19 protein-coding genes are annotated in these 23,261 nt (G+C 70.8%); 4 read left to right on the forward strand and 15 right to left on the reverse strand.

Features of this window, described 5'->3' with window-relative positions; genetic code table 11:
- Window positions 1–48: 48 nt before the first annotated feature.
- The 11 genes from NP777_RS38460 to NP777_RS38510 form a co-directional block, all read right to left on the reverse strand.
- Window positions 49–447 carry a CBS domain-containing protein gene (locus tag NP777_RS38460; RefSeq protein ID WP_256654820.1) on the reverse strand — a complete coding sequence of 133 codons (399 nt, stop codon included), beginning with the start codon at window positions 445–447 and terminating at the stop codon, window positions 49–51.
- Window positions 448–493: 46 nt separating this feature from the next.
- Window positions 494–2,005 carry a DEAD/DEAH box helicase gene (locus NP777_RS38465; protein WP_256654821.1) on the reverse strand — a complete coding sequence of 504 codons (1,512 nt, stop codon included), beginning with the start codon at window positions 2,003–2,005 and terminating at the stop codon, window positions 494–496.
- Window positions 2,006–2,328: 323 nt separating this feature from the next.
- Complete coding sequence (locus NP777_RS38470; protein WP_138914047.1) at window positions 2,329–2,532, reverse strand: cold-shock protein; 204 nt, start codon at window positions 2,530–2,532, stop codon at window positions 2,329–2,331.
- Between the two features lie 415 nt (window positions 2,533–2,947).
- Window positions 2,948–3,286 carry a MerR family transcriptional regulator gene (locus tag NP777_RS38475; protein WP_100806344.1) on the reverse strand — a complete coding sequence of 113 codons (339 nt, stop codon included), beginning with the start codon at window positions 3,284–3,286 and terminating at the stop codon, window positions 2,948–2,950.
- Window positions 3,287–4,067: 781 nt separating this feature from the next.
- The gene (locus NP777_RS38480) at window positions 4,068–6,818 is read right to left on the reverse strand and encodes an alkaline phosphatase family protein (protein ID WP_256654822.1); all 2,751 of its coding nucleotides are present in this window, start codon (window positions 6,816–6,818) and stop codon (window positions 4,068–4,070) included.
- Window positions 6,819–6,824: 6 nt separating this feature from the next.
- A complete protein-coding gene (locus NP777_RS38485; RefSeq protein ID WP_256654823.1) occupies window positions 6,825–8,201 on the reverse strand; it encodes an ABC transporter permease in 1,377 nt (458 codons plus the stop codon).
- Entirely contained in the window at window positions 8,198–9,139 is a 942-nt protein-coding gene (locus NP777_RS38490; RefSeq protein ID WP_256654824.1) for an ABC transporter ATP-binding protein, read from the reverse strand. The genes NP777_RS38485 and NP777_RS38490 overlap by 4 nt, the downstream gene beginning before the upstream one ends.
- Window positions 9,140–9,455: 316 nt before the next feature.
- Window positions 9,456–10,928: a GntP family permease gene (locus tag NP777_RS38495; protein ID WP_256654825.1), complete on the reverse strand. Its 1,473-nt coding sequence runs from the start codon at window positions 10,926–10,928 to the stop codon at window positions 9,456–9,458.
- A 204-nt stretch (window positions 10,929–11,132) separates the two neighbouring features.
- Window positions 11,133–11,546, reverse strand: a complete 414-nt coding sequence (locus NP777_RS38500; protein WP_256654826.1) for a RidA family protein — start codon at window positions 11,544–11,546, stop codon at window positions 11,133–11,135.
- Window positions 11,543–12,370: an IclR family transcriptional regulator gene (locus NP777_RS38505; protein WP_256654827.1), complete on the reverse strand. Its 828-nt coding sequence runs from the start codon at window positions 12,368–12,370 to the stop codon at window positions 11,543–11,545. The genes NP777_RS38500 and NP777_RS38505 overlap by 4 nt, the downstream gene beginning before the upstream one ends.
- Window positions 12,367–13,569, reverse strand: coding sequence for a sugar kinase (locus NP777_RS38510; RefSeq protein WP_391858660.1), 1,203 nt, complete (start codon window positions 13,567–13,569; stop codon window positions 12,367–12,369). The genes NP777_RS38505 and NP777_RS38510 overlap by 4 nt, the downstream gene beginning before the upstream one ends.
- Before the next feature lie 145 nt (window positions 13,570–13,714).
- Here NP777_RS38510 and NP777_RS38515 point away from each other — a divergent pair, with 145 nt between their 5' ends.
- Window positions 13,715–15,004 (forward strand): amino acid deaminase, encoded by a 1,290-nt coding sequence (locus NP777_RS38515; RefSeq protein WP_256654828.1) that lies wholly within the window; start codon window positions 13,715–13,717, stop codon window positions 15,002–15,004.
- Between the two features lie 295 nt (window positions 15,005–15,299).
- On the forward strand, window positions 15,300–16,913 hold the full coding sequence (locus NP777_RS38520) for an N-acyl-D-amino-acid deacylase family protein (protein ID WP_256654829.1): 1,614 nt from the start codon (window positions 15,300–15,302) through the stop codon (window positions 16,911–16,913).
- A gap of 134 nt (window positions 16,914–17,047) precedes the next feature.
- Here the strand turns inward: NP777_RS38520 and NP777_RS38525 are convergent, their stop codons facing one another.
- Window positions 17,048–18,037: a helix-turn-helix transcriptional regulator gene (locus NP777_RS38525; RefSeq protein ID WP_256654830.1), complete on the reverse strand. Its 990-nt coding sequence runs from the start codon at window positions 18,035–18,037 to the stop codon at window positions 17,048–17,050.
- Window positions 18,038–18,130: 93 nt separating this feature from the next.
- Here NP777_RS38525 and NP777_RS38530 point away from each other — a divergent pair, with 93 nt between their 5' ends.
- Window positions 18,131–18,529: a VOC family protein gene (locus NP777_RS38530; protein WP_256654831.1), complete on the forward strand. Its 399-nt coding sequence runs from the start codon at window positions 18,131–18,133 to the stop codon at window positions 18,527–18,529.
- Between the two features lie 145 nt (window positions 18,530–18,674).
- Here NP777_RS38530 and NP777_RS38535 read toward each other — a convergent pair whose 3' ends face one another.
- Window positions 18,675–19,550: an SDR family NAD(P)-dependent oxidoreductase gene (locus tag NP777_RS38535; RefSeq protein ID WP_391858661.1), complete on the reverse strand. Its 876-nt coding sequence runs from the start codon at window positions 19,548–19,550 to the stop codon at window positions 18,675–18,677.
- A gap of 84 nt (window positions 19,551–19,634) precedes the next feature.
- Here NP777_RS38535 and NP777_RS38540 point away from each other — a divergent pair, with 84 nt between their 5' ends.
- Window positions 19,635–20,312: a TetR/AcrR family transcriptional regulator gene (locus NP777_RS38540; protein ID WP_256654833.1), complete on the forward strand. Its 678-nt coding sequence runs from the start codon at window positions 19,635–19,637 to the stop codon at window positions 20,310–20,312.
- A gap of 298 nt (window positions 20,313–20,610) precedes the next feature.
- On the opposite strand, the gene NP777_RS38545 is transcribed toward NP777_RS38540, so the two are convergent.
- Both NP777_RS38545 and NP777_RS38550 read right to left on the reverse strand, forming a co-directional pair.
- On the reverse strand, window positions 20,611–21,249 hold the full coding sequence (locus NP777_RS38545; protein WP_256654834.1) for a TetR/AcrR family transcriptional regulator: 639 nt from the start codon (window positions 21,247–21,249) through the stop codon (window positions 20,611–20,613).
- Window positions 21,246–23,258, reverse strand: a complete 2,013-nt coding sequence (locus NP777_RS38550; protein ID WP_256654839.1) for a CocE/NonD family hydrolase — start codon at window positions 23,256–23,258, stop codon at window positions 21,246–21,248. The genes NP777_RS38545 and NP777_RS38550 overlap by 4 nt, the downstream gene beginning before the upstream one ends.
- Window positions 23,259–23,261 lie beyond the last annotated feature (3 nt).

Consider the following 23,261-nt stretch of genomic DNA (forward strand, 5'->3'; position numbering starts at 1 on the left):
TCACAGAGAGAAGAGAAGAAGGGGATGGTTCTACCGCGGTGAGGCGGTTCAGTGGGCGAGGACGCCCCGAGCGCTGTCCTGGTCTTCGACGACCGGCAGTGCGGCGAGCCGGCGGCCCAGCACTGCGTGCTCGGCTTCGGCGGTCGTGGTCACGGGTGAGGTGAACGGCTCACCGCCGTCGAGGATGTCGCGCAGTTGGACCCGGTCCGTGTACGCGGGGCTGTCACGGACCGCGGTGAGCTGGGCCTGGGTGACCAGTTGGGTGCGCAGGCCGTCGTTGTCGCAGACGAAGAGGTGCCCGGTGCGGGCGCCGGCCATGACGGAAAGGGCGACTTCGATGGTCATGTCGTCGCAGACTTGCAGTGCGCCTGTGTCCATGGCGTCCGCCACAGTCTGGTGTGCGGGGGTGACGTTCGTCGAGCGGGGCTGCGTCTGAACCAGCGTCAAAAGGTGCCTCCTGCAGTGGTGGGTCAGTTTCCTGATCACGGAGTTTCTAGGCCGCCGCGTCGAAGGAGGTCTGCCGTACGGTCCTGCGTCGGGCGGCCGAGGCGGGGCTGCGTCGGCCGCGTGAGGATGCGCTGCGCTTACGCCGCTCGGGCACCGGCGCGGTGATCGTGACGGGGATGCCGGAGGGCTCCTGGGCGCCGGTGATCTGACTCAGCGCCTCTTCGCCGACGCGGATCTGGGTGGTCTGGGGCACGATCCCGGCGGCGCTCATGAGACGGCTCATGTCGCGGCGCTGGTTGGGGGTCACCAGGGTGACGACGCTGCCCGACTCGCCGGCCCGCGCGGTGCGGCCGCCGCGGTGGAGGTAGTCCTTGTGGTCGGTCGGCGGGTCGATATTGACGACCAGGTCGAGGTTGTCCACGTGGATACCGCGGGCGGCGACGTTCGTGGCGACGAGCACGGTGACGTGCCCGGTCTTGAACTGAGTCAGGGTCCGGGTGCGCTGCGACTGCGTCTTCCCGCCGTGCAGTGCGGCGGCCCGCACCCCGCTGGCCAGCAGGTGGTCGGTGAGCTTGTCCACAGCGCGCTTGGTGTTCAGGAACATGATCACCCGGCCGTCGCGGGCCGCGATCTCGGTGGTCGCGCGGTGCTTGTCCGCGCCCTGCACGTGGAGCACGTGGTGCTCCATCGTGGTGACCGCACCGGCGGACGGGTCAACGGAGTGGACGACCGGGTCGGTGAGATAGCGGCGGACCAGAAGGTCGACGTTGCGGTCGAGGGTGGCGGAGAACAGCATCCGCTGGCCCTCGGGGCGCACTTGGTCCAGGAGCGCGGTGACCTGGGGCATGAAGCCCATGTCGGCCATCTGGTCGGCCTCGTCCAGGACGGTGATCGCGACCTGGTTCAGCCGGCAGTCACCGCGGTCGATGAGGTCCTTGAGCCGGCCCGGCGTGGCCACGACGACTTCAGCGCCGCCCCGCAACGCGCCTGCCTGCCTGCCGATCGACACGCCGCCGACGACGGTGGCCAGGCGCAGCTTCACCGAGCGGGCGTAGGGGGTGAGCGCGTCGGTCACCTGCTGGGCCAGCTCACGCGTCGGGACGAGGACCAGGGCCAGCGGCTGGCGGGGCTCGGCGCGCCGGCCTGCGGTGCGGGCCAGCAGAGCCAAGCCGAAGGCGAGGGTCTTGCCGGATCCGGTACGCCCGCGTCCCAGGACGTCGCGGCCCGCGAGAGTGTTGGGCAGGGTCGCACCCTGGATCGGGAACGGGGCGCTCATGCCCTGCGCGGTCAGCGCGGCCAGCAGCCGGGCGGGCATGTCGAGGTCGGCGAACGCCTCGACCGCGGGCAGTGCGGGAGTGATCGTCTTCGGCAGGGCGAACTCGCCCGAGGCCGCGGCGGACCGCCGGCCGTGGCCACCCGAGCGGCTCGGCCGCCCTGATCGGCTCGGGGCGGGCGAGCCGAAGCGACTGCCCCGGCCCGAACCGGTGCCGGAGTTGAAAGCGGGGCCGCTGGTGCGGCGGGTCCGGGAGGTTCGGTGGTTCGTACGTGTGGGGTTCATTTGAGAACCTTCCTTGATACGGCACGTATCAAGGAATTCCCGCAGCAGAAGTGCAGCGCGGGGAATCACAAGAACGGGCCGAAATGGAATGCGAAAGCGAAGGCGCCATGCAGTGAATCCGGTGCGGGACGCAGGTGATGAAATAGGTGACGCCATATGGGCGTGAGATCCCGGACGTCGATGGGCGCGGCCCGGGAGGGCGTGCCCCCTGGAGAAGAGCTGGGACCGGTTCTGTCCACAGGAGGCATCACTGAGGGAAATGCCCGTAGCTGGGGCCCGCGCCCCGAGGGATGCGGGCCCCAGCTACGAAGTGCGCGTCAGCGTCAGGCGGGAACGATGTTCTCGGCCGTCGGGCCCTTCTGGCCCGGGGCGATGTCGAAGGTGACCTTCTGACCTTCGAACAACTCGCGGAAGCCCTGGGCGGCGATGTTCGAGAAGTGGGCGAACACGTCAGGACCTCCACCGTCCTGCTCGATGAAGCCGAAGCCCTTGGCCGCGTTGAACCACTTCACAGTGCCAGACGCCATGTCATATCTCCTTGTGGGGCAGTACGCCGGCACCCGCGATCCACGGACACCGGGTCGCCGCAATGATGCCCCGCCCGGAGAACAACCGGAAATACAAAACGCTTCCCGCAGCTAAATGCTGGCGCAAGCGTTGAAGTTTTTGGGAACCACAACTGCAACTGAGATCGACAGTAGCATGCGGCAGTGGCCCACGTACGATCGATGGAACGAATTCGTTCGCCGCGATAAACACACTGTCCGCGCGACATATTTAACCCTCGTCTCGCGGCAATAGATATTGCCCCACCCGCGACACAGTGTTCCAGCAAGAGCGGTCGCCACATACGGCTCGGCGGGCGCGACTACTGCGGCGGCACCCTCCTCCGCCCGGGGGCCGGCCCGCAGTATGCTCCGCGCGCAGGCGGACCGGGCCACCTCAGCCTGCGGTCGTCGGGTTCTCCGAGGCGGCGGCGCGGCGGTACTCGGCGTTGATGCGCTGGGCTTCTTCGAGCTGGTCTTCAAGGATGACGATGCGGCAGGCGGCCTCGATGGGGGTGCCCTGGTCGACGAGCTCCCGGGCGCGGGCGGCGATGCGCAGCTGGTAGCGGGAGTAGCGGCGGTGGCCGCCCTCGGAACGCAGCGGGGTGATGAGGCGGGCTTCGCCGACGGCGCGGAGAAAGCCCTGTGTGGTGCCGAGCATTTCGGCGGCCCGGCCCATCGTGTAGGCGGGATAGTCGTCGTCGTCGAGACGGTCGAACGATTCGCCTGCTGTCATTTGCACCTCTCTGTGGAACGGGTGGAGGGGCCCGGGTGCCGTACGGCACCCGGGCCCCGAAGGAACTACTACACCATCTGCCGGCCCTGGTACTGCGCCGGCCTTCTGTGTCCGCTGACCCGACCTGAAAGTTGTCGGGGCCGCGGGGATCGCGGTTGCTTGACCGGAGACCACCTCACTATCGATGTCCTGCGGTACCCGGGCTCAAGACTCCGCCCGGGCGATCCTGATGGCGCCTGGCTCCTCCGTTCTTCCCTCTGGGATCAATCACTTACCTACTACTGTCCTGCGCATTGCTGCGGGAACTGCGGTACTGCTCGCGGCGGCCCCTGATCACTGCGGGCCACCCGGTCCGGCCGCCAGTCCCGTCGCCGTCCTGCAACAACCCTGGCTTCGAAACTCCACCGCCGCACCGTCCTGCGTACTGCAACTGCGGATATTGCTGCCCGGCAGTTCGTGTCTGCCGGGCCCTACTGTCCCTCTGGCTACGAGAGAAACCATAGCAACACCACCGCCCAATGTCTACTCCAGCCAGGATAGATTTTCGTGACCCAGGTGGAGAGATAGTCGGCACCGGCCACGGGACGGGTGCCCGGCGGTCCCGCTACGGCCAGGCTCACCCACTCCGACCAGGCCGGTTGCGCCGGCCTCGTTGCCGCGAACACCACAGCTGCCCCGTCTGGCCCTGCGGATGACCGCTCAGGACGATGCGGGCCACCACGTGGGTGGCCCCTGACCGGCGATGACGCCGGCCAGGGGCCACTCGGCAGGTGAGCCCGCGTCAGCCGTCGTTCTCCGCCGACGGGATGTAGGCGCCCGGCACGTTCTGAGGAGCGTAGATCTTCTTCTCACCCGGGTACGGCTTCGCCCAGTTGTGCGTCTCGTACCACGTGAGGTGGTTCATCTGGGCGGGGGGAGCGTAGTCCGGAACGGCGTTGGGGCCGGTCAGCCGCTGCTTCGACTTCCACTGGTCCCATTCGGCGGCGACGTTCCTCATGTCCGCCGGCACCGAGGCCGACGGCACGGCCGCCGCCTTCGGGCTCTGCGCCGCGGGGGTGTCCAGACCGCAGGAGGGCGGGGTCTTCACACCGTCGGTCAGCGAGGTCCGGTTGGGCAGCGCCTTGAACGGCGTGAAGTTCGGTTTCCGGGTGAACGCCGCGGCCATCGGGGTGGCCGCGGTGTCCTTCTGGTTCATCGGCTGGATCCCGAGGATCTGCTCGATGGTCCGCACCATGTTGATCTGCGAGTAGTAGTGGCTGTCCACCGTGGCGTGCTTGGCCCAGGGGCTGATGATCTGGACCGGGGCACGGTGGCCGTCGACGTGGTCGAGGCCCGCCTGGGAGTCGTCCTCGACGACGAAGATCGCCGAGTCCTTCCAGTACTTGCTGTGCGAGATCTCATCGACGATCTGACCCACGGCGAGGTCGTTGTCCGCGACCTGGGAGGCAGGGCTCACCGGGCCGCCGGTGTGGTCGCTGGAGAGCCAGAACATGTTCAGGTTCGCCGGACCGTTCTTCTGGAAGTCCTGCTTCCAGATCTGTGCCCGGTAGACGTCGGGGACGCTGGTGTCGAACTTCGGGAAGCCGTGCACCGACACGTCGTTGAGCGACGGGATCGGGGAGGTCGAGTTCAGCGGGTAGGCGGTGTCCTGACCGGTCGCCGCCATGTTCTTGCTGTCGCAGTACAGGTTCTGCCAGCTGGCGCCCGACGGCTTGGTCAGGAACTGCTGGAACTCACCGAAGTTCCGGACGGACTTGCGGGCCGCCTGCGCACCGGTCCAGATGAAACCGGTCTTCTGGTGGCCGAGGGCGTCGTCCTCGGTGTCGTAGCTGCGGGTGTACTCACCGGCCGAGGACTCGGTGTACTCCGGGTCGTCGGACTGCATCAGCCAGTTGTGACCCTCGGCGGAGTTGGTGCCGATGTCGTACGTGTTGTCGTACAGGCCGAACTGCTTGGCCAGGGCGTGCTGGTTCGGCGTGACGTTCTCGCCGAACTCGGTCAGCGACGGGTCGCCGTTGCCCTCCGGCATGTCGCCGAAGACCTGGTCGTAGGTCCGGTTCTCCTTGACGAGCAGGAAGACGTGCTTGATCGTCGAGGGGTCGCCGAGCTTGACCGGGACCGGCACGGGCTTGGCCGGGGTGCCGTCGGTCTTCTTGAGGGACTCGCCGTTCCAGCCGTTCTGCTTGAAGACCTTGCCGGTGTAGGACCTGATCACGCTGTCGTCGGGCAGCGTGAACTTCTGCACGCTCGACGTCGTGTCGTGGGTGCCGCGACCGCCGGTGGCCTTACGGCGGGCGTCGATGCCACGGGTGTTGGAGACGTACACCTCGTTGCCGGAGGTGGTGATCTCCGAGGGGAAGTAGTCCGTGGGGAGCAGGCCGACGTAGGAGACCGGCTCCTGCGCGGAGGTGTACTTGTAGACGGCGACGGCGTTGGCGCGGCCGAGGGTCACCAGCAGATGACCGTCGTCGGTGAGGGTCACCGCGTCGGGCTCGTAGCCCACCCGGGCCTTGGCCCACGGCTGGGTGGAGATGGTCTGGACGACCTTGTCCTTCGCCGTGTCGATGACCGACACGTTGTTGTCGGCGGTGTTGGTGACGAACACCACGCCGTTCTTGGCGTACACGGCGGTCGGGTGCAGACCGACGTCGATGCCGGCGACCGCGGCGTCCTGGTTCGCCAGGTCGATGACGCTGACCGTGCCGCTGGTGGTGGCGGCGGTCTTCTGGTCGGCGAGCACCTGTGTGCCGTACGAGTTGATCGTGGGCTCGCCGGGCTTGGCCGGGCGGCCGCCCTCGTTGCTGACGTAGAGCTTGTCGCCGACGACGACCATGCCACGCGGGGCGTTGCCCACGTTCCAGCTCTGCTTGATGGTCCCGGTCTCGGCGTCGATGGAGACGACCCGGTTCTGGCCGTTGACCGCCGAGTACGCGGTCTTGCCGTCGGCCGAGAACGCCACCGCGCCCACCAGGGCGCGCTTGGACCCCTGCGCCGGGATGGTGACGGTCCGCGGGCTGGAGACGCCGCCGTCCGCGTTCACGGTGAACACGGTGTAGCCGTCCGGCTGGCCCAGCCACAGCTGCTTGCCGTCGGGCGAGTACGTCGGACCTTCCTGGCCCACGTTGTTGCTGCCGATGCGGGGGTTCGAGGACGCGGCGTTGCTGACGAGCTGCTGCGTCTTCCAGTTCTTCAGGTCCACGATGGCCAGGGCCGCGCCACCGTCGGTGACCGAGGCGGCCATGTGCGTGCCGTCCGGGCTGACCGAGGACGACATGATCTTGCCCTGATTGATGACGAGACGGTCGCCGTACGGGGCGATGTACTGGTTGCTGGAGACGACCTGGCCGTTCTTGGTGACCTGACCGACCTGCTCCGTGCCGAACTGGTGGGTCTGCCCGAGCGCCGTGCCGGCGGCCACCAGGGCGACGGCGGTGGTGCCGGCCGCCAGCAGCGGTATCCGGCGGCCGATGCGTCTGCTGATGAGGTTGATCCGGGCTTCCTCGACGAGTTTGCGGCGGCGAGTTACCTGCATTGAGGGTTATCCCTTCGGGGTGGTGTCGAGCAGTTCGACATTGCCGTCGAACTGCCACAGCGGGTTCGGCGCGTCCCCGTCGGGGGTCCGCACCAGGAAGTAGCCGTTCACTTCCTTCGGTCCATCGCCATCGGCCATGAACCGCCCGTCCGGAGTGACGTCGAGTTGGTAGATGGCCTGTCCGGTGGCCTCGACGCCGGGAAGATGCCAGGTCACGACGCAGCGCCAGTCGTTGCCCGGACCTTCCGCCGCGACCCTGACGCTCCCCTTGTTGCACGACGCCGTGGCCCTCAACTGAGCCTCGGTGACGGCGGGCCGGTTGAGCTGGTCGGTCTGCATGCGGTACAGGTGCGCGAACGCCGTCGCGAGCGAGCGCTGCACCTTGTCCTGCTCGATCCCGGAGCCCGTCGCCGAGGTCGTCGCGGCGACGACCGCGAACGACGCGGCGGCCACCCCGACGAGCGGCAGGACTCCGATGGTGATCGCGCGGCGGCCCGAGCCGTCGTGGGCCAGGTTGGTGAAGTCGCGCCGTACGAAGAGCAGATACGCGAGCGCCGTGGCGACCACGGCCCATACGAGGCTGACAACGATGCCGATCAGCAGCGGGCCGAGTTGCCGGGGACTGGTGAACAGACCGTTCCAGGAGATGAAGGCGTAGCTCGGCAGGGCGACGCGCACGGCCACCGGAAGCGGCAGCATCTGGGCGACCGCCATCGCGAGCGAGACGAGCACGGGCACCAGCAGCCCCATCGGGGACCGTCCCAGCGTGACCGACCCGAGGAGACCGAGCGCGGCGAGCGCCAGGGTCGGAGCGAGGACGCAGACCCACGAGAGCAGGACCGAGACGGCGGCGTCCGACGGGGCCAGGAGATGGCCGTCGAGACCGACCAGCGGCTGGTTGCCGACCACGAGGAGGCCGCCGACGGTGCTGGAGACCGCGAGCCCGGCCACGAGCAGCAGCAGGACGGTGAGACTGGCCACCGCCTTCGCCACGAAGATCCGCCGAGGCGAGCGAACCGCGACGAGCAGATGGCGCCAGGTGCCGAGCCGGTCCTCGGAGGCGAACACATCACCGGCCACGACCGAGGTCAGCAGCGGGAGCGCCCAGGTCCCCGCGAAACCGAGCATCACCAGCGGCCCGGCCCACCCGGAGGCGAGCATCCAGCGCCCGAAGAGGGTGTCGACGGGAAGCGTGCTCTGCTGGCTCACCCCGGCCACGAAGAGGGCGGGAGCGATCCAGCAGGCGAGGACCAGCAGCCGGATCCGCCACTGGGAGACGAGCTTGACGAGCTCGAAGCGACAGGCGCGGGCGACGGGGACGCGACGGCCCCCGGTCACCCGCCCGTGTTCCTGTTCCCGGCTCTGGGTGAGGGCCGCGGTCATCTGTCCGCCTCCTGCTGCTCGGTCAGGGCGAGAAACGCGGCTTCGAGCGGTGACACCACGGGGGTGAGCTCGCGCGGCGCGACGCCCTTCTCCACGAGCCGCGCCACGAGTTGGTCGAGGGCGGGCACCAGGGCGCGTACGACGAGCGGTGCGGCGTCCCGCCGTACCCCGGCGTCGTCGACGACCTGGATCCCCGGCGCGTCGTCCGCCAGCCGGCGCGCGGCCCGCGGGTCGGAGGTGACCAGCCGGTAGTCCAGTTCACGGTTCTCGGTGGCCAGTTTGGACAGCGGACCGGAGAAGACGACGCGTCCGGCGGCGAGGATGGTCACCTCGGAGCAGAGCGCCTCGAGGTCGTCCATGTTGTGGCTGGAGAGCACGACGGCGGTTCCGTCGGCCGCGAGCCGGTTGAGGACACCGTGCACATGCCTCTTGCCCGCCGGGTCGAGGCCGTTGGACGGTTCGTCGAGCACGAGCAGCCGTGGCTTGGTCAGCAGGGCGGCGGCGAGCCCGAGCCGCTGGCGCATGCCGAGGGAGAAGCCGCGGGTACGGTCGTCGGCGACGTCGGTGAGACCGACCTCGGCGAGCACGTCGTCGATCCCCGCCGTGCGCGCGTCATGGCCGCGGAGCGCGGCCAGCGCGGCGAGGTTCTGCCGCGGGGTGAGCGAGGGGTAGAGAGCGGGGCCGTCCACGAAGCCGGCGACACCGTCGGGCGCGTCGAGTGCCCGCTCGACCGGTGCACCCAGGATCTCCAGGCGACCGCTGTCGGCCACCGCGAGCCCCAGCAGAAGTCCGAGCAACGTCGTTTTTCCGGCGCCGTTCGGCCCGACCAGACCGTGGATCCGACCCTGCGTCACATCGAGATCGATGCCGTCCAGGGCGACGACATCACCGAAGCTCTTCGTGATACCGCGAGCCCGGATTGCGCGGAGTTCTTCCATGGGTCCCTTCCTTCAAATGCCTCAAGGACCCTATGGATTGATCATGCTGCTCATGGGGATGGAGAGTTGAATCTACGTAGAACATGAAACGACTTGGCAATCGCGACGTCGTCGCCGAGCGGGAACTCTCCATTTCGATCAGCATTCTTTGCCATTATTTGATCAAACGTGGACGCTCCCATGAATGAGTTGCAGTGGTGAATCTCGCGGTGAATGCCAACGGGGCGCGGACCGGAATGGAGCCGGACGCGACGGCCCCCGAATCCCGGTGGTCTCCGCCGGGATTCGGGGGCCGTCGTCGTGCGGGTGCCGTCCGCTAGATGACGATGCTCAGCAGGGCCGCCACCACGAAACCGGCCACCGAGAGCACCGTCTCCAGAACCGTCCAGGACTTCAGCGTGTCGCTCTCGGAGATGCCGAAGTACTTCGCCACCATCCAGAAGCCGCCGTCGTTGACGTGCGAGGCGAAGATCGAGCCCGCCGAGATGGACATGATGACCAGCGCCAGATGGGCCTGGGAGTAGTCGCCCTCGGAGAGCATCGGGGTGACGATGCCCGCCGTCGTGACGATCGCGACCGTCGCCGAGCCCTGGGCCACCCGGAGCACCACCGAGATCAGCCAGGCCAGCACGATGACCGGCAGGCCCGCGCTGTCGAAGGCGTCGGCCAGGGCCTGGGCGACACCGCTGCCCTTGAGGACCGCGCCGAAGACCCCGCCCGCGCCGACCACCAGCAGGATGTTGCCCACGGGCTTGAGGGAGGCGGTGGAGACGGTCTCCAGGGACTTGCGGGACCAGCCGCGCCGGATGCCCAGCAGGTAGTAGGCGAGCAGCAGGGCGATCGTCAGCGCCACGAAGGGGTGGCCGAAGAACTCGATGACCGAGCGGCCGGTGCTCGGGTCCAGCGCCACGGAGGAGAACGTGGCGCAGAGGATCAGCACCAGCGGGGTGCCGATGATCGCGAGCACGGTGGCCACCGAGACCGGCCGCTCGGCCGGGGTGGTGCCGGAGGCGCGCTGCTGGGCGGCGACCGCCTCCCGGGACTCCTCGGCCGCCTCGACCATGTCCTGCGGTACGGGCACGAAGATGCGCTTGCCGATCCAGGCGGCGTAGCCCCACGCGGCCAGCACCGACGGGATGCCCACGACGATGCCCATCAGGATGACCCAGCCCAGGTCGACATGGAGCAGTCCGGCCGCGGCCACCGGGCCGGGGTGCGGCGGCAGGAAGGCGTGGGTCATGGACAACCCCGCGAGCAGCGGCATCGCGTAGAGCAGGATCGACTTGCCGCTGCGCTTGGCGGCCGCGTAGACGATCGGCGCGAGGACGAAGATGCCGACGTCGAAGAAGACGGGTATGCCGAAGATCAGACCGGTGAGCCCCATCGCGAGCGGCGCCCGCTTCTCCCCGAAGAGGCCGAGCAGCCGGGCGCTGAGCGCCTCCGCGCCGCCGGAGACCTCGAGGATCGCGCCGAGCATGGTGCCCAGGCCGATGATGATGGCTATGTGACCGAGGATGCCGCCCATACCGGATTCGATGAGCGAGACGGCGTCCGACTTCTGGACCGTGCCGAAGAGTTCGGTGACCGAGAGACCGGCGGCCAGACCGACCGCGATGGAGACGCCGAGCAGCGCCACAAAGGGCTGCAGCCGGACCTTGATGATCAGGTAGAGCAGCAGGGCGATGCCGAGGGCGGCGACGGTCAGCAGACCGGCGGTGCCGTGGATGAGGGCGAGCAGACCACCGGTGTGGGGTGGGGTCTCGGCAGCGGGAGCGGCCGCGAGCAGCATGGGGAACTCCGGGATGTGGGTAGGGGGTATCGCCGCACGGCGGGGGGCCGCGCGCCGGCAGAACCTGGGGCAGAACCTGGGTGCGGGTGATCAGGGCTCGAGCTTCCGGCGACGGGGACGGTGAGGACGAGTCAGGGGTGGAACCCGCGGCGGGCGGGGAAAGCTCCCGCCCGCCGCGGGGTTGGGGGCCGGCCGACGTGGGCGTCAGCCCAGAACGGCGAGGGCGTCGATCTCGACGAGCAGACCGGCCGGAAGACCGACGTAGACCGTCGTACGGGCGGCCGGGGCCTCCTTGAGGTCGGCGAAGAACTCGTTGTAGATCTCGTTGAGTTCGGCGAAGTGGCCGGTGTCCGTGAGGTAGATCCGCATCATCATCACGTCCTCCCAGCTCGCGCCGCCCTCCTCCAGCACGGACTGCACATTGCGCAGGGTCTGGAGGGTCTGCTCGCGCAGGGTGGGCCCGACGGGGGTGGGGGCCTGGCCCGGGACGGCGGGGCCGAAGCCGACCTGACCGGCGACCTGGAGGATGTTCCCCTTCTTCACGCCGTGGGAGAACTTGGCGGGCGGGGTGGTGTGCGTGGCCGGGGTGATCGCGGTCTTCTGGAGCTTCTCGGTCATGAGGAGGTCTCCTCGGCTCTCTTCTCGGGGGTTTCGTGCGATGGGTCGTGCGAGGGGGCTTGCGCCGCGTCGTGGGACACCGGGGCGCCGCCCGAGTATTCCCGGCTGATCTCCTCCGCCGTGCGGCGCACCAGCGGCAGCAGGGAGAGGAGTTCATCGGCGCTGACGACGACGTTCGGCGCCGACACCGAGCAGGCGGCGACGACGCGTCCGTCCGCTCCCCGGATCGGTGCCCCGACGCAGTTGATCGACTCCTCGTGGCCGCCGAAGTCGGTGGCCCAGCCCTGTTCGCGCACGGTCGCCAGTTCCTTGAGGAACGCGGCGGCGTTGGGCGTCGAACGGGACGTGTACGCGGGGTAGGTGAGCCGCTCGGCGAGCGTCCGCCGCTCGGGTCCGGGCAGATCGGCCAGCAGCAGCTTGGCGACGGCGGCCACGGTGATGGCCACGGGCTTGCCGATCCGCGAGTACATCCGTACCGGGTAGCGGCTCTCCACCTTGTCGATGTAGAGCACCTCGTTCTCCTCGTACACCGCGAGGTGGACGGTGTGCCCGCAGCGTTCGTTGAGCGCCGCCAGATGGGGGTGGGCGATCTCGCGTACGTCGAGGTTCTCGACCGCCTCCTGCGCGAGCGCGAAGAGGCGGGCGCCGAGGCGGTAGCGCTGGTCCTGCTGCCGGTAGACCATGCCGTGCTCATGGAGGGTGCGCAGCAGCCGCAGCGCGGTCGACTTGTGCACGCCCAGCCGCGTGGCGACCTGCTCCAGATTGGCCGGCCCCTCCGCCAGCAGCGGCAGGATGCTCAGCGCTCGGTCGACGGTCTGGCTCATGGGTCGGGTACCTCCACCGCTGCGGTCTCGGCCCACTTTTCGGCGGGACTCGGCAGATCTGTCCAGCCGGGGCCGAATCGCAGTGTGCCCCACCGCGTGGCATCGAGTGCCACCAGGTGGTCGGCGTGCGCGCGGGAGGGCGGGGAGCCGAGGTCGCCGGGGACGGTGAGCGCGGCGGCGGCCATGAGGTGGCCGTGGCGCAGCCGTTCGGCGACGGGCAGTCCGCGCAGGGTGCCGGAGAGGAAGCCGGCGGCGAAGGCGTCGCCCGCGCCGACGGCGGCGACGACGTCGACGCGCGGGGCGGGTTCGAAGGTGACATCGTCGGCGCCGTCGCCATCCGGGCGGCGGGCGTAGGCGGTGGCCCCGGTGCCGCCCTGCTTGACGACCAGCGTCTCCGGCTCGGGCAGCGCCGCCCGGATGGCCTCCGGGCCGCGCACCCCCCAGACCGCCTCGGCCTCGTCCTCGCCGACGAAGACGAGGTCGCAGCGGCGGGCGAGGTCGAGCAGCACGGCGGGGCCGCTTTCGCCGCCGGTGCCCTCTTCCTCTTCCCTCCGCCAGAGCGAGACCCGGTAGTTGAGGTCGAAGGAGACGAGGGGACGGCCGGGGGCGCGGGCGGTCAGCTGGCGCATCAGCGCCCGGCAGTCGGCGGAGAGGGCCGGGGTGATCCCGGTCAGATGGAGCACCCGGCCGGACCAGGCCCGCTCCCGGGGGATGAGCGCGGGGGACATGGCCGCGGCGGCGGATCCGGCCCGGTAGTAGAGCACCTCGGCGAGCGGTTCCGGGGCGGCGGCGGCGCCGTCCCCGTCGACCGGCTCGGAGCCGACGGCGCGCTCCCCCGCCGTACGGAAGTAGATCCCGGTGGGGCGGCGCGGATCGCGCTGGACGTACGCCGTGTCCACGCCGGTGGCCGCGATCTCCCGTACGAGGTGCTCGCCGAAGCCGTCCGTGCCCACCCGGCTGATCCAGCGTGCGCTGTGCCCGGCGCGGGCCAGGCCACAGGCGACATTGGACTCGGCGCCGCCGATGCCCCGGGCGTAGGAGGGGACATCCGCCAGCCGGCCCGGACGGGACGGCACGAAGGTCACCATCGATTCGCCGAGACACAAGACGTCGACGACGTCAACGACATCGACGGCGTCAACGACATCGACAGCGGTATCGACGGCATCGACGGCTTCGCCGCTGGGGAGAGGGGACACGGTTGGTCTCGCTCCTCGTGGATGGACGGATGGGGGTCGGCCGCACACCGTTGACCCGGTGCTGGGCGGGATGTTAGACAGCGCTAAGCGTTATGCGCAATGAACGTTGCAGGGATTGCAACCGGAATCGTTATGGAGGCGCTCCATGGCCACCGACCACCGCGACCAGGCCGTCGCCGCCCTCGCGCGGGAGCGCGTCGACCACCGCTTCAAGGGGCTCCCGCCGAACGCCGAGGGCCTTACGGTCGGCGAGCTGGCCGCCGAGCGGCGCTCCCTGTTCACCGGTGGCTTCACCACGCCCGTACTGGCGCTGTCCGCCGAGGCGCTGGAGCACAACCTGGTGGCGATGGAGCGCTACGCCGCCGCCCATGGGCTCGCCTTCGCCCCGCACGGCAAGACCTCCCTGGCCCCGCAGCTCTTCGAGCGCCAGCTCGCGCACGGGGCCTGGGGCATCACCGCGGCCGTCCCCACCCAGGTGCGGATCTACCGGGCCTTCGGCGTCCAGCGGATCTTCCTCGCCAACGAGGTCGTCGACGCCGCCGCCCTGCACTGGCTCGCGGCCGAACTCGACGCCGACCCCGACTTCCGCTTCATCGCCTACGTCGACTCGGTGCGCGGCGTGGAACTGATGGACGCGGCCCTGCGGGAGGCGGGCGCGCGGCGGCCGGTCGACGTGGTGGTCGAGCTGGGCGGCGGCGAGGGAGCGCGCACCGGGGTCCGTACGGAGGCGGAGTGCGCGGCGGTCGGCGACGCGGTCGCGGCGGCCGGGACCCTGCGGCTGGTCGGGGTGGCCGGTTACGAGGGCGAGGTGCCGAAGCCGGACGGCGAGCGGGTACGGGCGTGGCTGCGCCGCCTCACGGCGCTGGCGGCGGATTTCGACGCGGCGGGCCGCTTCGAGGACGTGGACGAGGTGGTCGTCAGCGCGGGCGGCAGCGCCTGGTTCGACGCGGTCGCGGACGTCTTCGCGGAGCTGCCGACGCTGTCGCGGCCGGTGCTGAGGCTGCTGCGCTCGGGTGCGTACGTCTCCCACGACGACGGCCACTACCGGCACCTCACCCCCTTCAACCGCGTCCCGGAGGAGGGCGAGCTGCACCCGGCCTTCCGCCTGTGGGCCCAGGTCGTCTCGCGCCCCGAACCCGGCCAGGCGTTCCTCAACGCGGGCAAGCGGGACGCGGCGTACGACCTGGACATGCCCGAACCCCAGCTCATCCGCTCCGCCCGGGACGCCACCACCCGCCCCGCCACGGGCCTCACCATCACGGCCCTCTCCGACCAGCACGCCTGGGTCTCGGTCGCGGCCGACACGGACCTGGAGGTCGGCGACTGGGTGGCCCTGGGCCTCTCCCACCCCTGCACCAGCTTCGACAAGTGGCAGCTGATCCCGGTGGCGGAGTCGGACGGCACGGTCACGGACTACATCCGCACCTTCTTCTGACCCGCCCCCAGCCCCTTCCCGGCGCCCCGCCCCGAACCCCGGTGGGGCTCAGGACGGGGCCCCCTCGGGCGGGGGCGCACCAGTCCCGGGCGGCGGCGCTCCGCCGCTGCCCCTGCTGAGGCGTCTGGAGGCGGGCCGGGGCCCCCGGCGGGGCGGGGCACAGATCGCCTGGCTCGCGGGCCGTGAGGCCCGGGGTGGGGGCGGGGGGACCCGGAGGGGCCCGCTCACGTACGGGCGGGTGGGGGGAAACGGACAGCGCGCCCAGGCGCGGGCGGCAGGAAGAGAGGGCAACCCCATGGAGCTGGTCATCCGCGGTGCGGACGTCATCGACGGCACCGGCCAGGCCCGGTATCGGGCAGACGTGGCCGTCGACGGCGGCCGGATCGCCGCCATCGTGCCCGAGGGCACCGGGCCGCGTCCGACCGGGCGGCGGGTCGTGGAGGCCGACGGCCTCGCCCTCTCCCCCGGCTTCATCGACATGCACGCCCACAGCGACCTCGCCCTGCTCCGCGACCCGGACCACTCCGCGAAGGCCGCCCAGGGCGTGACCCTGGAGGTCATCGGCCAGGACGGGCTCTCCTACGCGCCCGTGGACGACCGCACGCTCGCCCAGATCCGTACCGCCATCACCGGCTGGAACGGCGACGGCTCCGACATCGACTTCACCTGGCGCACCGTCGGCGAGTTCCTGGACCGCCTCGACCACGGCTTCGACGGCCAGGGCATCGCGGTCAACGCCGCGTACCTCATCCCCCAGGGCACCGTCCGCATGCTCGCCCTCGGCTGGGCGGACCGCGACGCGGCGCCCGCCGAGGTCGAGCGGATGAAGGCGCTGGTGGCGGAGGGTCTTGAGCAGGGGGCGGTCGGTCTGTCCTCCGGGCTCACCTACACCCCCGGGATGTACGCCTCCGACGCCGAACTCACCGAGCTGTGCCGGGTCGTGGCCGCGTACGACGGCTACTACTGCCCGCACCACCGCTCGTACGGCGCCGGCGCCCTGCGCGCCTACGAGGAGATGGTGGCCCTCAGCCGGGAGGCGGGCTGTGCGCTGCACCTCGCCCACGCCACCATGAACTTCGACCTCAACAAGGGCCGCGCCCCGGAGCTGCTCGCCCTCCTCGACGCCGCGATCGCCGACGGCGCCGACATCACCCTCGACACCTATCCCTATCTCCCCGGCTGCACCACGCTCGCCGCGATGCTGCCGAGCTGGGCGGCCGAGGGCGGCCCCGACGCGGCCCTCGCGCGGCTGCGCGACGACGCCGAGGCCGAGCGCGTCCGGCAGGTCATGGAGGAAGAGGGGGCGGACGGCTGCCACGGGGTGCCGATCAACTGGGACACGATCGAGATCTCGGGTGTGAACGACCCGGCCCTCGGCGAGTACGTCGGCAAGACGGTCGCCGCGAGCGCCCGCGAGCGAGCCGAGGCCCCCTGGGTCACCGCCCGCCGCCTCCTCCTGGACGACCGCCTCGGCCCGACGATCCTGCAGCACGTCGGGCACGAGGAGAACGTCCAGGCGATCATGAAGCACCCGGCTCACACCGGCGGCAGCGACGGCATCCTGAACGGCGCCAAGCCGCACCCCCGGGCGTACGGCACCTTCCCGCAGTACCTGGGCCGCTACGTCCGTGAGCTGGGCGTCCTCACCCTGGAGGAGTGCGTGGCCCATCTGACCAGCCGCCCCGCGGCCCGCCTCCGCCTCCCCGACCGGGGCCGGATCCGCGAGGGCTACCGGGCGGACCTCGTCCTCTTCGACCCGGAGACGGTCGCGGCGGGCTCGACGTTCGAGGCCCCGCGCACCCTGCCGACCGGCATCCCGCACGTCCTCATCGACGGCCGTCCCGTCATCGAGGACGGGCGGCGGACGGACGTCCTCGCGGGGCGCGCGATCCGCCGCGTCCAAGCCTGAACCTGGGCCTGAACCTGGGCCTGGGCCTGGGCCTGGGTCCGAGCCTGACCGGCTTCCGCCATCACGTCTCGCCGCCGAGTCCCACCGCGCACGCTTCGAGCAGGCTCGTCAGCCGCGGGGCGAAGTCCTCGCTGTCAGACTTGGCGGGCGCAGGACGTGAGGCGATCGGCGAGCGCGGTGACGAGGTCGCGCAGTTCATCGGGGCGCTCGATGACGAACGGCCGGTCGAGTGAGGCGAGTACGCGAGGCAGCCAGTCGAGCTGCTGCGCCCGTAGCTCGACGCGCAGCCAGTGCTCGGCCGCCGGGTCCTGGTCGGCCGTGGGCTCGTGCTCCTCCAGGCTCGCGACGCCGGCGGGGAGGTGCGCGCGGATCTGCTCAACCGTCCCGTGGATCCGCAGGGTCACCTCATGCCGGTACTCGGCCGTGGCGAATCCCGACAGCACGCGCTGTGCCGGACCGGGACCCACGGGCGCTTCGAATGAGCCGGGCAGGGCCCTCGCGTCCGCGATGCGATCGAGCCGGAAGGTTCGGTCCTCGCCGAGCTGGGCGTCCTTGCCCGTGACGTACCACCGGCTCGCATGGGCGACGATCCCGTACGCGTGCAGGGTGCGTTCGCTGCGCCGTCCGTCGCGGTCGGTGTAGCGGATCGAGACCGGTCGGCGGTGGCGCACCGCATCGGCGATGGTGAGCAGGAGCCCGGCGTCCGGATGGTCCAACTCGCCGGGCTGATCCGTGAAGGCGAGAGCTTCCAGGAGTGCGTCGAGCCGGCGGGCGATGTGCTGGGGCAGCACCCGCCGGATCTTCGCTGACGCCGTCTCGTTCGCCGTCCGCTCCGCCGTCGTCAGCCCTGCCCGGCGGCCGGCGACCAGGCCGAGCAGCACGGCAAGCGCCTCGTCGTCGCTGAGCATGAGCGGAGGCAGGCGGTACCCGGGAGCCAGCCGGTACCCGCCGTAGCGGCCGCGCACCGACTCCACGGGCACGTCCAGGTCGATCAGCTGGTCCACATACCGCCGCACGGTGCGCCCCTGGACGCCGAGACGGTCGGCGAGTTCGGCCACGGTCCGGGTGCCGCCCGACTGCAGCAGCTCCAGGAGTGTCAGCACGCGGCCGGTGGGTCGTGGCATGTTCGCAGCCTAACGCGGATACAGGACCGATTCTGTCCACTATTTCCCCTAGCCTGCGACGTGCACGCCTCCAGCACAGCCAAGGAGATTCCCATGGACTTCGTCTCGATCCGCATCATCACCAGCGACGTCGCACGCCTCGTCGAGTTCTACGAGCGAGCCACCGGGGCGCGGGCGGTGTGGGCCACCGAGGACTTCGCCGAACTCAAGACCGCGGGCGCGACCCTCGCGATCGCCGGCACCCGCACCGTCCCGCTGTTCGCCCCGGGCTCTGCCCGCCCGGCGGACAACCACAGCGTGATCACCGAGTTCCTCGTCGACGACGTGGACCGCGTGCACCAGAACCTGACCGGCTTCGTCACCGACTTCGTCACCGAGCCCACCACGATGCCCTGGGGCAACCGGTCGCTGCTGTTCCGCGACCCCGACGGCAACCTCGTCAACTTCTTCACCCCCGTCACCCCGGAGGCCATCGAAAAGTTCGCACGCTGACGCCACCCGCAGCCGCCCACGCGGGAATCGCACACGCGCAGCCACCCACGCGGGAATCGCACACGGCGCCGCGCAAGCAGGAATCTCCCGCCGCCCGGCCAAGTGGTACGCCCGCCGGCCCGCGCGCGAACGGGAAGGCGCGAGCCTAGTCGGCCGCGCCCCCGGCCGGAAGCTCCGCCGGGTACGGCTCGCCGAAGTCGGCCGAGCGGCCGACCTTCTCCCAGGCGGCCACCTCGGCGAGCTGGCCCCGTGAGTAGTCCCGCGCCATGGTCGCCGCGTTCACGCCCAGCGGGAGATGGCTCGGCACCTCGCCGCGGTGGACGGTCCGCACGATGATCTCGGCGGCCCGCCGAGGATCCCCGGCCGCCCCGTCCGTGCTCTGCCGCACCCGCCGATTCATCTCCCCGACGGTCGCGTCGTAGGCGTCGGGGATCGGGTGGACCGTCATGGAGGAACCGGCCCAGTCGGTGGCGAAACCGCTCGGCTCGACGACCATGACGCGCACCCCGAGCGGCGCGGTCTCCGCGGCGAGGACCCGGCTGAAGCCGTCCACCGCGAACTTGGCCGCCTGGTAGGAGGCGATGCCCGGCGATCCGCCGACCCGCCCGCCGATCGAGGAGATCTGCACGACGGTGCCCGATCCCTGCTGCCGCAGCACGGGGAGCGCGGCCTTCGTCACGTGGTAGACGCCCCAGAAGTTCGTCTCGAACTGGGCGCGGAAGTCCTCGTCGTCCGACGTCTCGATGGGCGACACATTCGCGTATCCCGCGTTGTTCACGAGCACGTCGATGCGCCCGAAGCGGGCGAGCGCCGCCTCGACGGCCTCGCGCGCCGCCTCGGGGCGGGTGACGTCCAGTGCGAGGGGATGGACGCGGTCGCCGTACTCCTTGAACTCCTCCGCGAGCGCCTCGGGGCGGCGGGCGGTGGCCACGACGCGGTCACCGGCCTCGAGTGCGGCGGTGACCAGGGCACGGCCGAGACCGCGCGACGAACCGGTGATGAACCAGACCTGTGAACCCATAACCTGTGAACTCATACCGTTAGTACAACACCGTTCTCTTATTTACGCAACACCGTTCTCTTAAAGGTTCCTATGATGTCCGGCATGACTACGCCCGCCTTCCAGCGCGCCCGCAGCACCCAGGCCAAGCAGGCACGGGAAGAGGCGATCCTGGACGCGGCCCGTGCCCTCGCCCGCGAGCGCGGGGTCCGGGACATCACCCTCACCGACATCGCCGGGGCCGTGGGGATGCACAAGTCGGCCCTGCTGCGCTACTTCGAGACGCGGGAGCAGATCTTCCTCATGCTCACCGCGGAGGGCTGGCGGCAGTGGTCCGCCGAACTGCGCGCCGATCTCGAACGCAGGACGCACGCCACGGCCCCGGAGGTCGCCGAGGCCGTCGCCACCACGCTGGCGGCCCGGCCGACCTTCTGCGACCTGCTGGCCCAGGCGCCCATGAACCTCGAACGCAATGTGTCGATCGACTCGGTGCGCGACTTCAAACTGGTGACGCTCGGGGAGATCGAGCTGATCGGCGGCGAGCTGCGGCGGCTGCTCGGCCTGACCGAGCCACAAACCGTCGACCTCGTCGCCACGGCCACCAGCCTGGCCGGGGCGCTCTGGCAGATGGCCACCCCCGGCCCGCGCCTACGGGAGCTCTACGAGACCGACCCCCGCCTCGGCCACGCCATCGTCGAGGTGGAACCCCGCCTGCGCCGCGTCCTCACCGCCTTCCTCACCGGCCTCGACGCGGAATCGTCGGCGGCCTCGAGCACCATCTAGCGCCGTGACCGCGCGATGTGCCGTATCGCGAAATTGTTGGGCGAGGAGCCGACCACGCGGCGGAACGCGGTGCCCCAGCGCACGTTCGAGGTGAACTTCTACGGGGCTCTGCGCGTCACGCAGGCATTCCTGCCGCATCGCCACCGATCTGAACAACAACCTCGGAACGAGGCATCCAGCACAGGGCTCGAAGGTCGTCGTGCGCGCCGCCACGCTCCCGGCGGACCGTCCCAGCGGCAGCTTCTTCGACCCGAACGGCCCCGTGGGCTGGTGACCTGCGCCGGACGGCGCGCACGCCTCAGCCCCGCAGCTCCGCGTCCACGAGGCGCCGCAGGTGGCGGCGGGCGTCGGCCACGCTCAGGGCCGGGACCTGGCGGAGCCGGCGCAGGGCGAGGCCGTCGGCCAGGGCGGAGAAGCGGTGGGCGAAGTCGGCCGGGTCGTCGCAGTGGAAGTCGCCCTCGGCGCGGCCCCGTTCCACCAGGGCCCGGATCTCGCCGTGCCAGCTCTCGTACCGCTCGGCCTGGCCGCGGGCGAAGGTCTGGTCCCGTTCGCCCGCGTTCCAGTAGTCGAACCACATCCGCCAATGCCGGTCGGTGTCCTCCGTGAAGAGCGCGTCGATGAGCAGCCGCAGCCCCTCGGCCCCGCTGGTGGCCTGCCCCGCGGCGTCGCTCAGCGCGGCGTAGTAGCGCTCGATGTGCAGGACCATCGCCTCGGAGAGGACTTCCTGCACGCTCTCGAAGTGGTACGTGACCGTGCCGACCGACACCCCGGCCGCGGCCGCCACCTCACGCACCCCCACCGCCTTGGTGCCGCGCTCCGCGATGAGCGGCACCGCGGCCTCCACGATCAGCCGGCGGCGCACCTCGGTGGGCTGCCGGGTGCGGGCGGAGGCGGCGACGGCGCGGCGCGGCGCGCGGCGTTCGGAGCCGGACGTCACGCGGACGTCCTCGGTGTGGTGCGGTGCCATGTGCGCGTGGCCACTGTCTCTCCGTTCGCCCGTGCCTCGATGCTGCTGTCCATGATGAATTCCTCGGCCGTGGCCCGCAGTTCCATGGCCGTGACGACCTCCGCGTCCCAGTCCCCGCGCCGCAGCCGGATGGTCCACCGAGAGCTTGCCACGGCCGACAGCGGATCGCCGGACCGGATGCGGTAGGTCTCGCGGGCGCTCTCCTCGTAGCGCAGTCCGTCCGGATAGGTGCGGGAGCCGCCGTAGTTGGGGTCCACCTCCAGCACCCACTCCCCGGTGGCCACGTCGTGGGTGACGGTCCGTTCGGGGCGGGGCTCGGCGGGCGGGTCGACGGTCACGGGGAGCGGCGGGGCCTGTTCGGGCTCCTGGAAGGTGATCGGCGCCCGCGAGGTGTCGTCGGACGGGTCCCGTACGGGCAGCAGCAGGGTGCTCTCGCCGGGCCGTACGGTGAGCCGGCCGCGCTCGCCGTGCGGCCAGACCCACGGCCAGTACGCGTCGGAGACGGCGACCCTGACGCGGTGTCCGGGCGGGAAGGCGTATCCCGTGGCGTTCAGCTCGAACTCCACGTCCTCGTACGTGCCCGGACGCCACTCCACCGCCTGCTCCCGCCCCTTCCGGGACAGCAGGTTGAGCACTCCACGGGTGACGAGGGTGGAGGAGCCGTCGGGCGCCACATCGCAGACCCGGGCGATGACATGGGCGCGCGGGGTGGCGCTGTCCAGCCGCAGCCGTACCCGGGGGCGGCCCAGGATCTCCACCCGCTCGTCCAGCGGCGCCGAGTCGAAGCAGACCGAACGGCCGTCCTCCGCGCGCTGGTCGGGCGGCAGATCGGTGGCGTTGCCGAAGGGGAAGAAGCGGCCGGCGTCCAGCCCGGTGTGCGACGGCGAGCGTACGATCACCGGCTCGTCGGCCGGGCCGCCGAGGGGGCGTTCGTCCCAGCCGACGGACGGCGACGGCCAGGAGTCCTCGCCGACCCAGCGGCCCGGCATCGTCTCGTACGAGGTGGCGGGCGGCACGGGGTCGTTGATCCAGGCGCGGAGGATCGGCTCGTCCAGCACGCCGGTCGGCTCGTCCTTGAGCCAGTGGTCCCACCAGCGCAGGGTCTCCTGGAGAAAGCCGATCGCCGGGCCCGGCGGCAGCCCCCGGTCCGGGTACTGGTGCGACCAGGGGCCGATCAGCCCGCGTACGGGCGCGTCGAGGTGCTCGAGCAGGCGCAGCACGGTGTCCCGGTACGGGTCGGCCCAGCCGCCGACCGCGAGTACGGCGGCGTCGATCGCGCCGTAGTCCTCGCAGACGCTGCCGTGCCGCCAGTAGTCGTCGCGCTCCTGGTGGGCGAGCCAGGTGTGCAGATACGGCTCCAGTGCGTCGAGCCGCTCCCGCCACATGGGCAGCCAGCGGTCCTCGCCGACGGCAGTGGGGTGCGGGGGGCGGGCGGTGAACGCGAGCATGGTCCCGGCCCACGCGAGCATGTCGATGCCGAGGACGGCGCCGCCGGTGTAGTGGACGTCGTTGTCGTAACGGTCGTCGGTGGAGCAGACGGTGACGATCGCCTTCAGCGGGGCGGGGCGGAGGGCGGCGATCTGAAGCGAGTTGAAGCCGCCCCAGGAGATCCCGAACATCCCCACCTTGCCGGTGCACCAGGGCTGGCGGGCGAGCCAGTTGACGACGTCGACGCCGTCGGCCAGCTCGGTCGCCGTGTACTCGTCGAGCATCACGCCCTCCGAGTCGCCGCTGCCGCGCAGATCGACCCGTACGGAGGCGTAGCCGTGCCCGGCGTACCAGGGGTGACGCTGCGCGTCGCGCGGGGCGGTCCAGTCGCTCTTGCGGTACGGAAGGTATTCGAGCAGGGCGGGGACGGGGGCGGTTTCGGCGTCCGCCGGGCGCCAGATGCGGGCGTGCAGCCGCGTCTGCCCGTCCCGGGTGGGGATCCATACGTCCTCGACCAGCACGTTGTGGTCGAACGTCTCGCGGTACTTCACGTA

The sequence above is a fragment of the Streptomyces rugosispiralis genome (assembly GCF_024505145.1).
GTDB classification, from domain to species: domain Bacteria; phylum Actinomycetota; class Actinomycetes; order Streptomycetales; family Streptomycetaceae; genus Streptomyces; species Streptomyces rugosispiralis.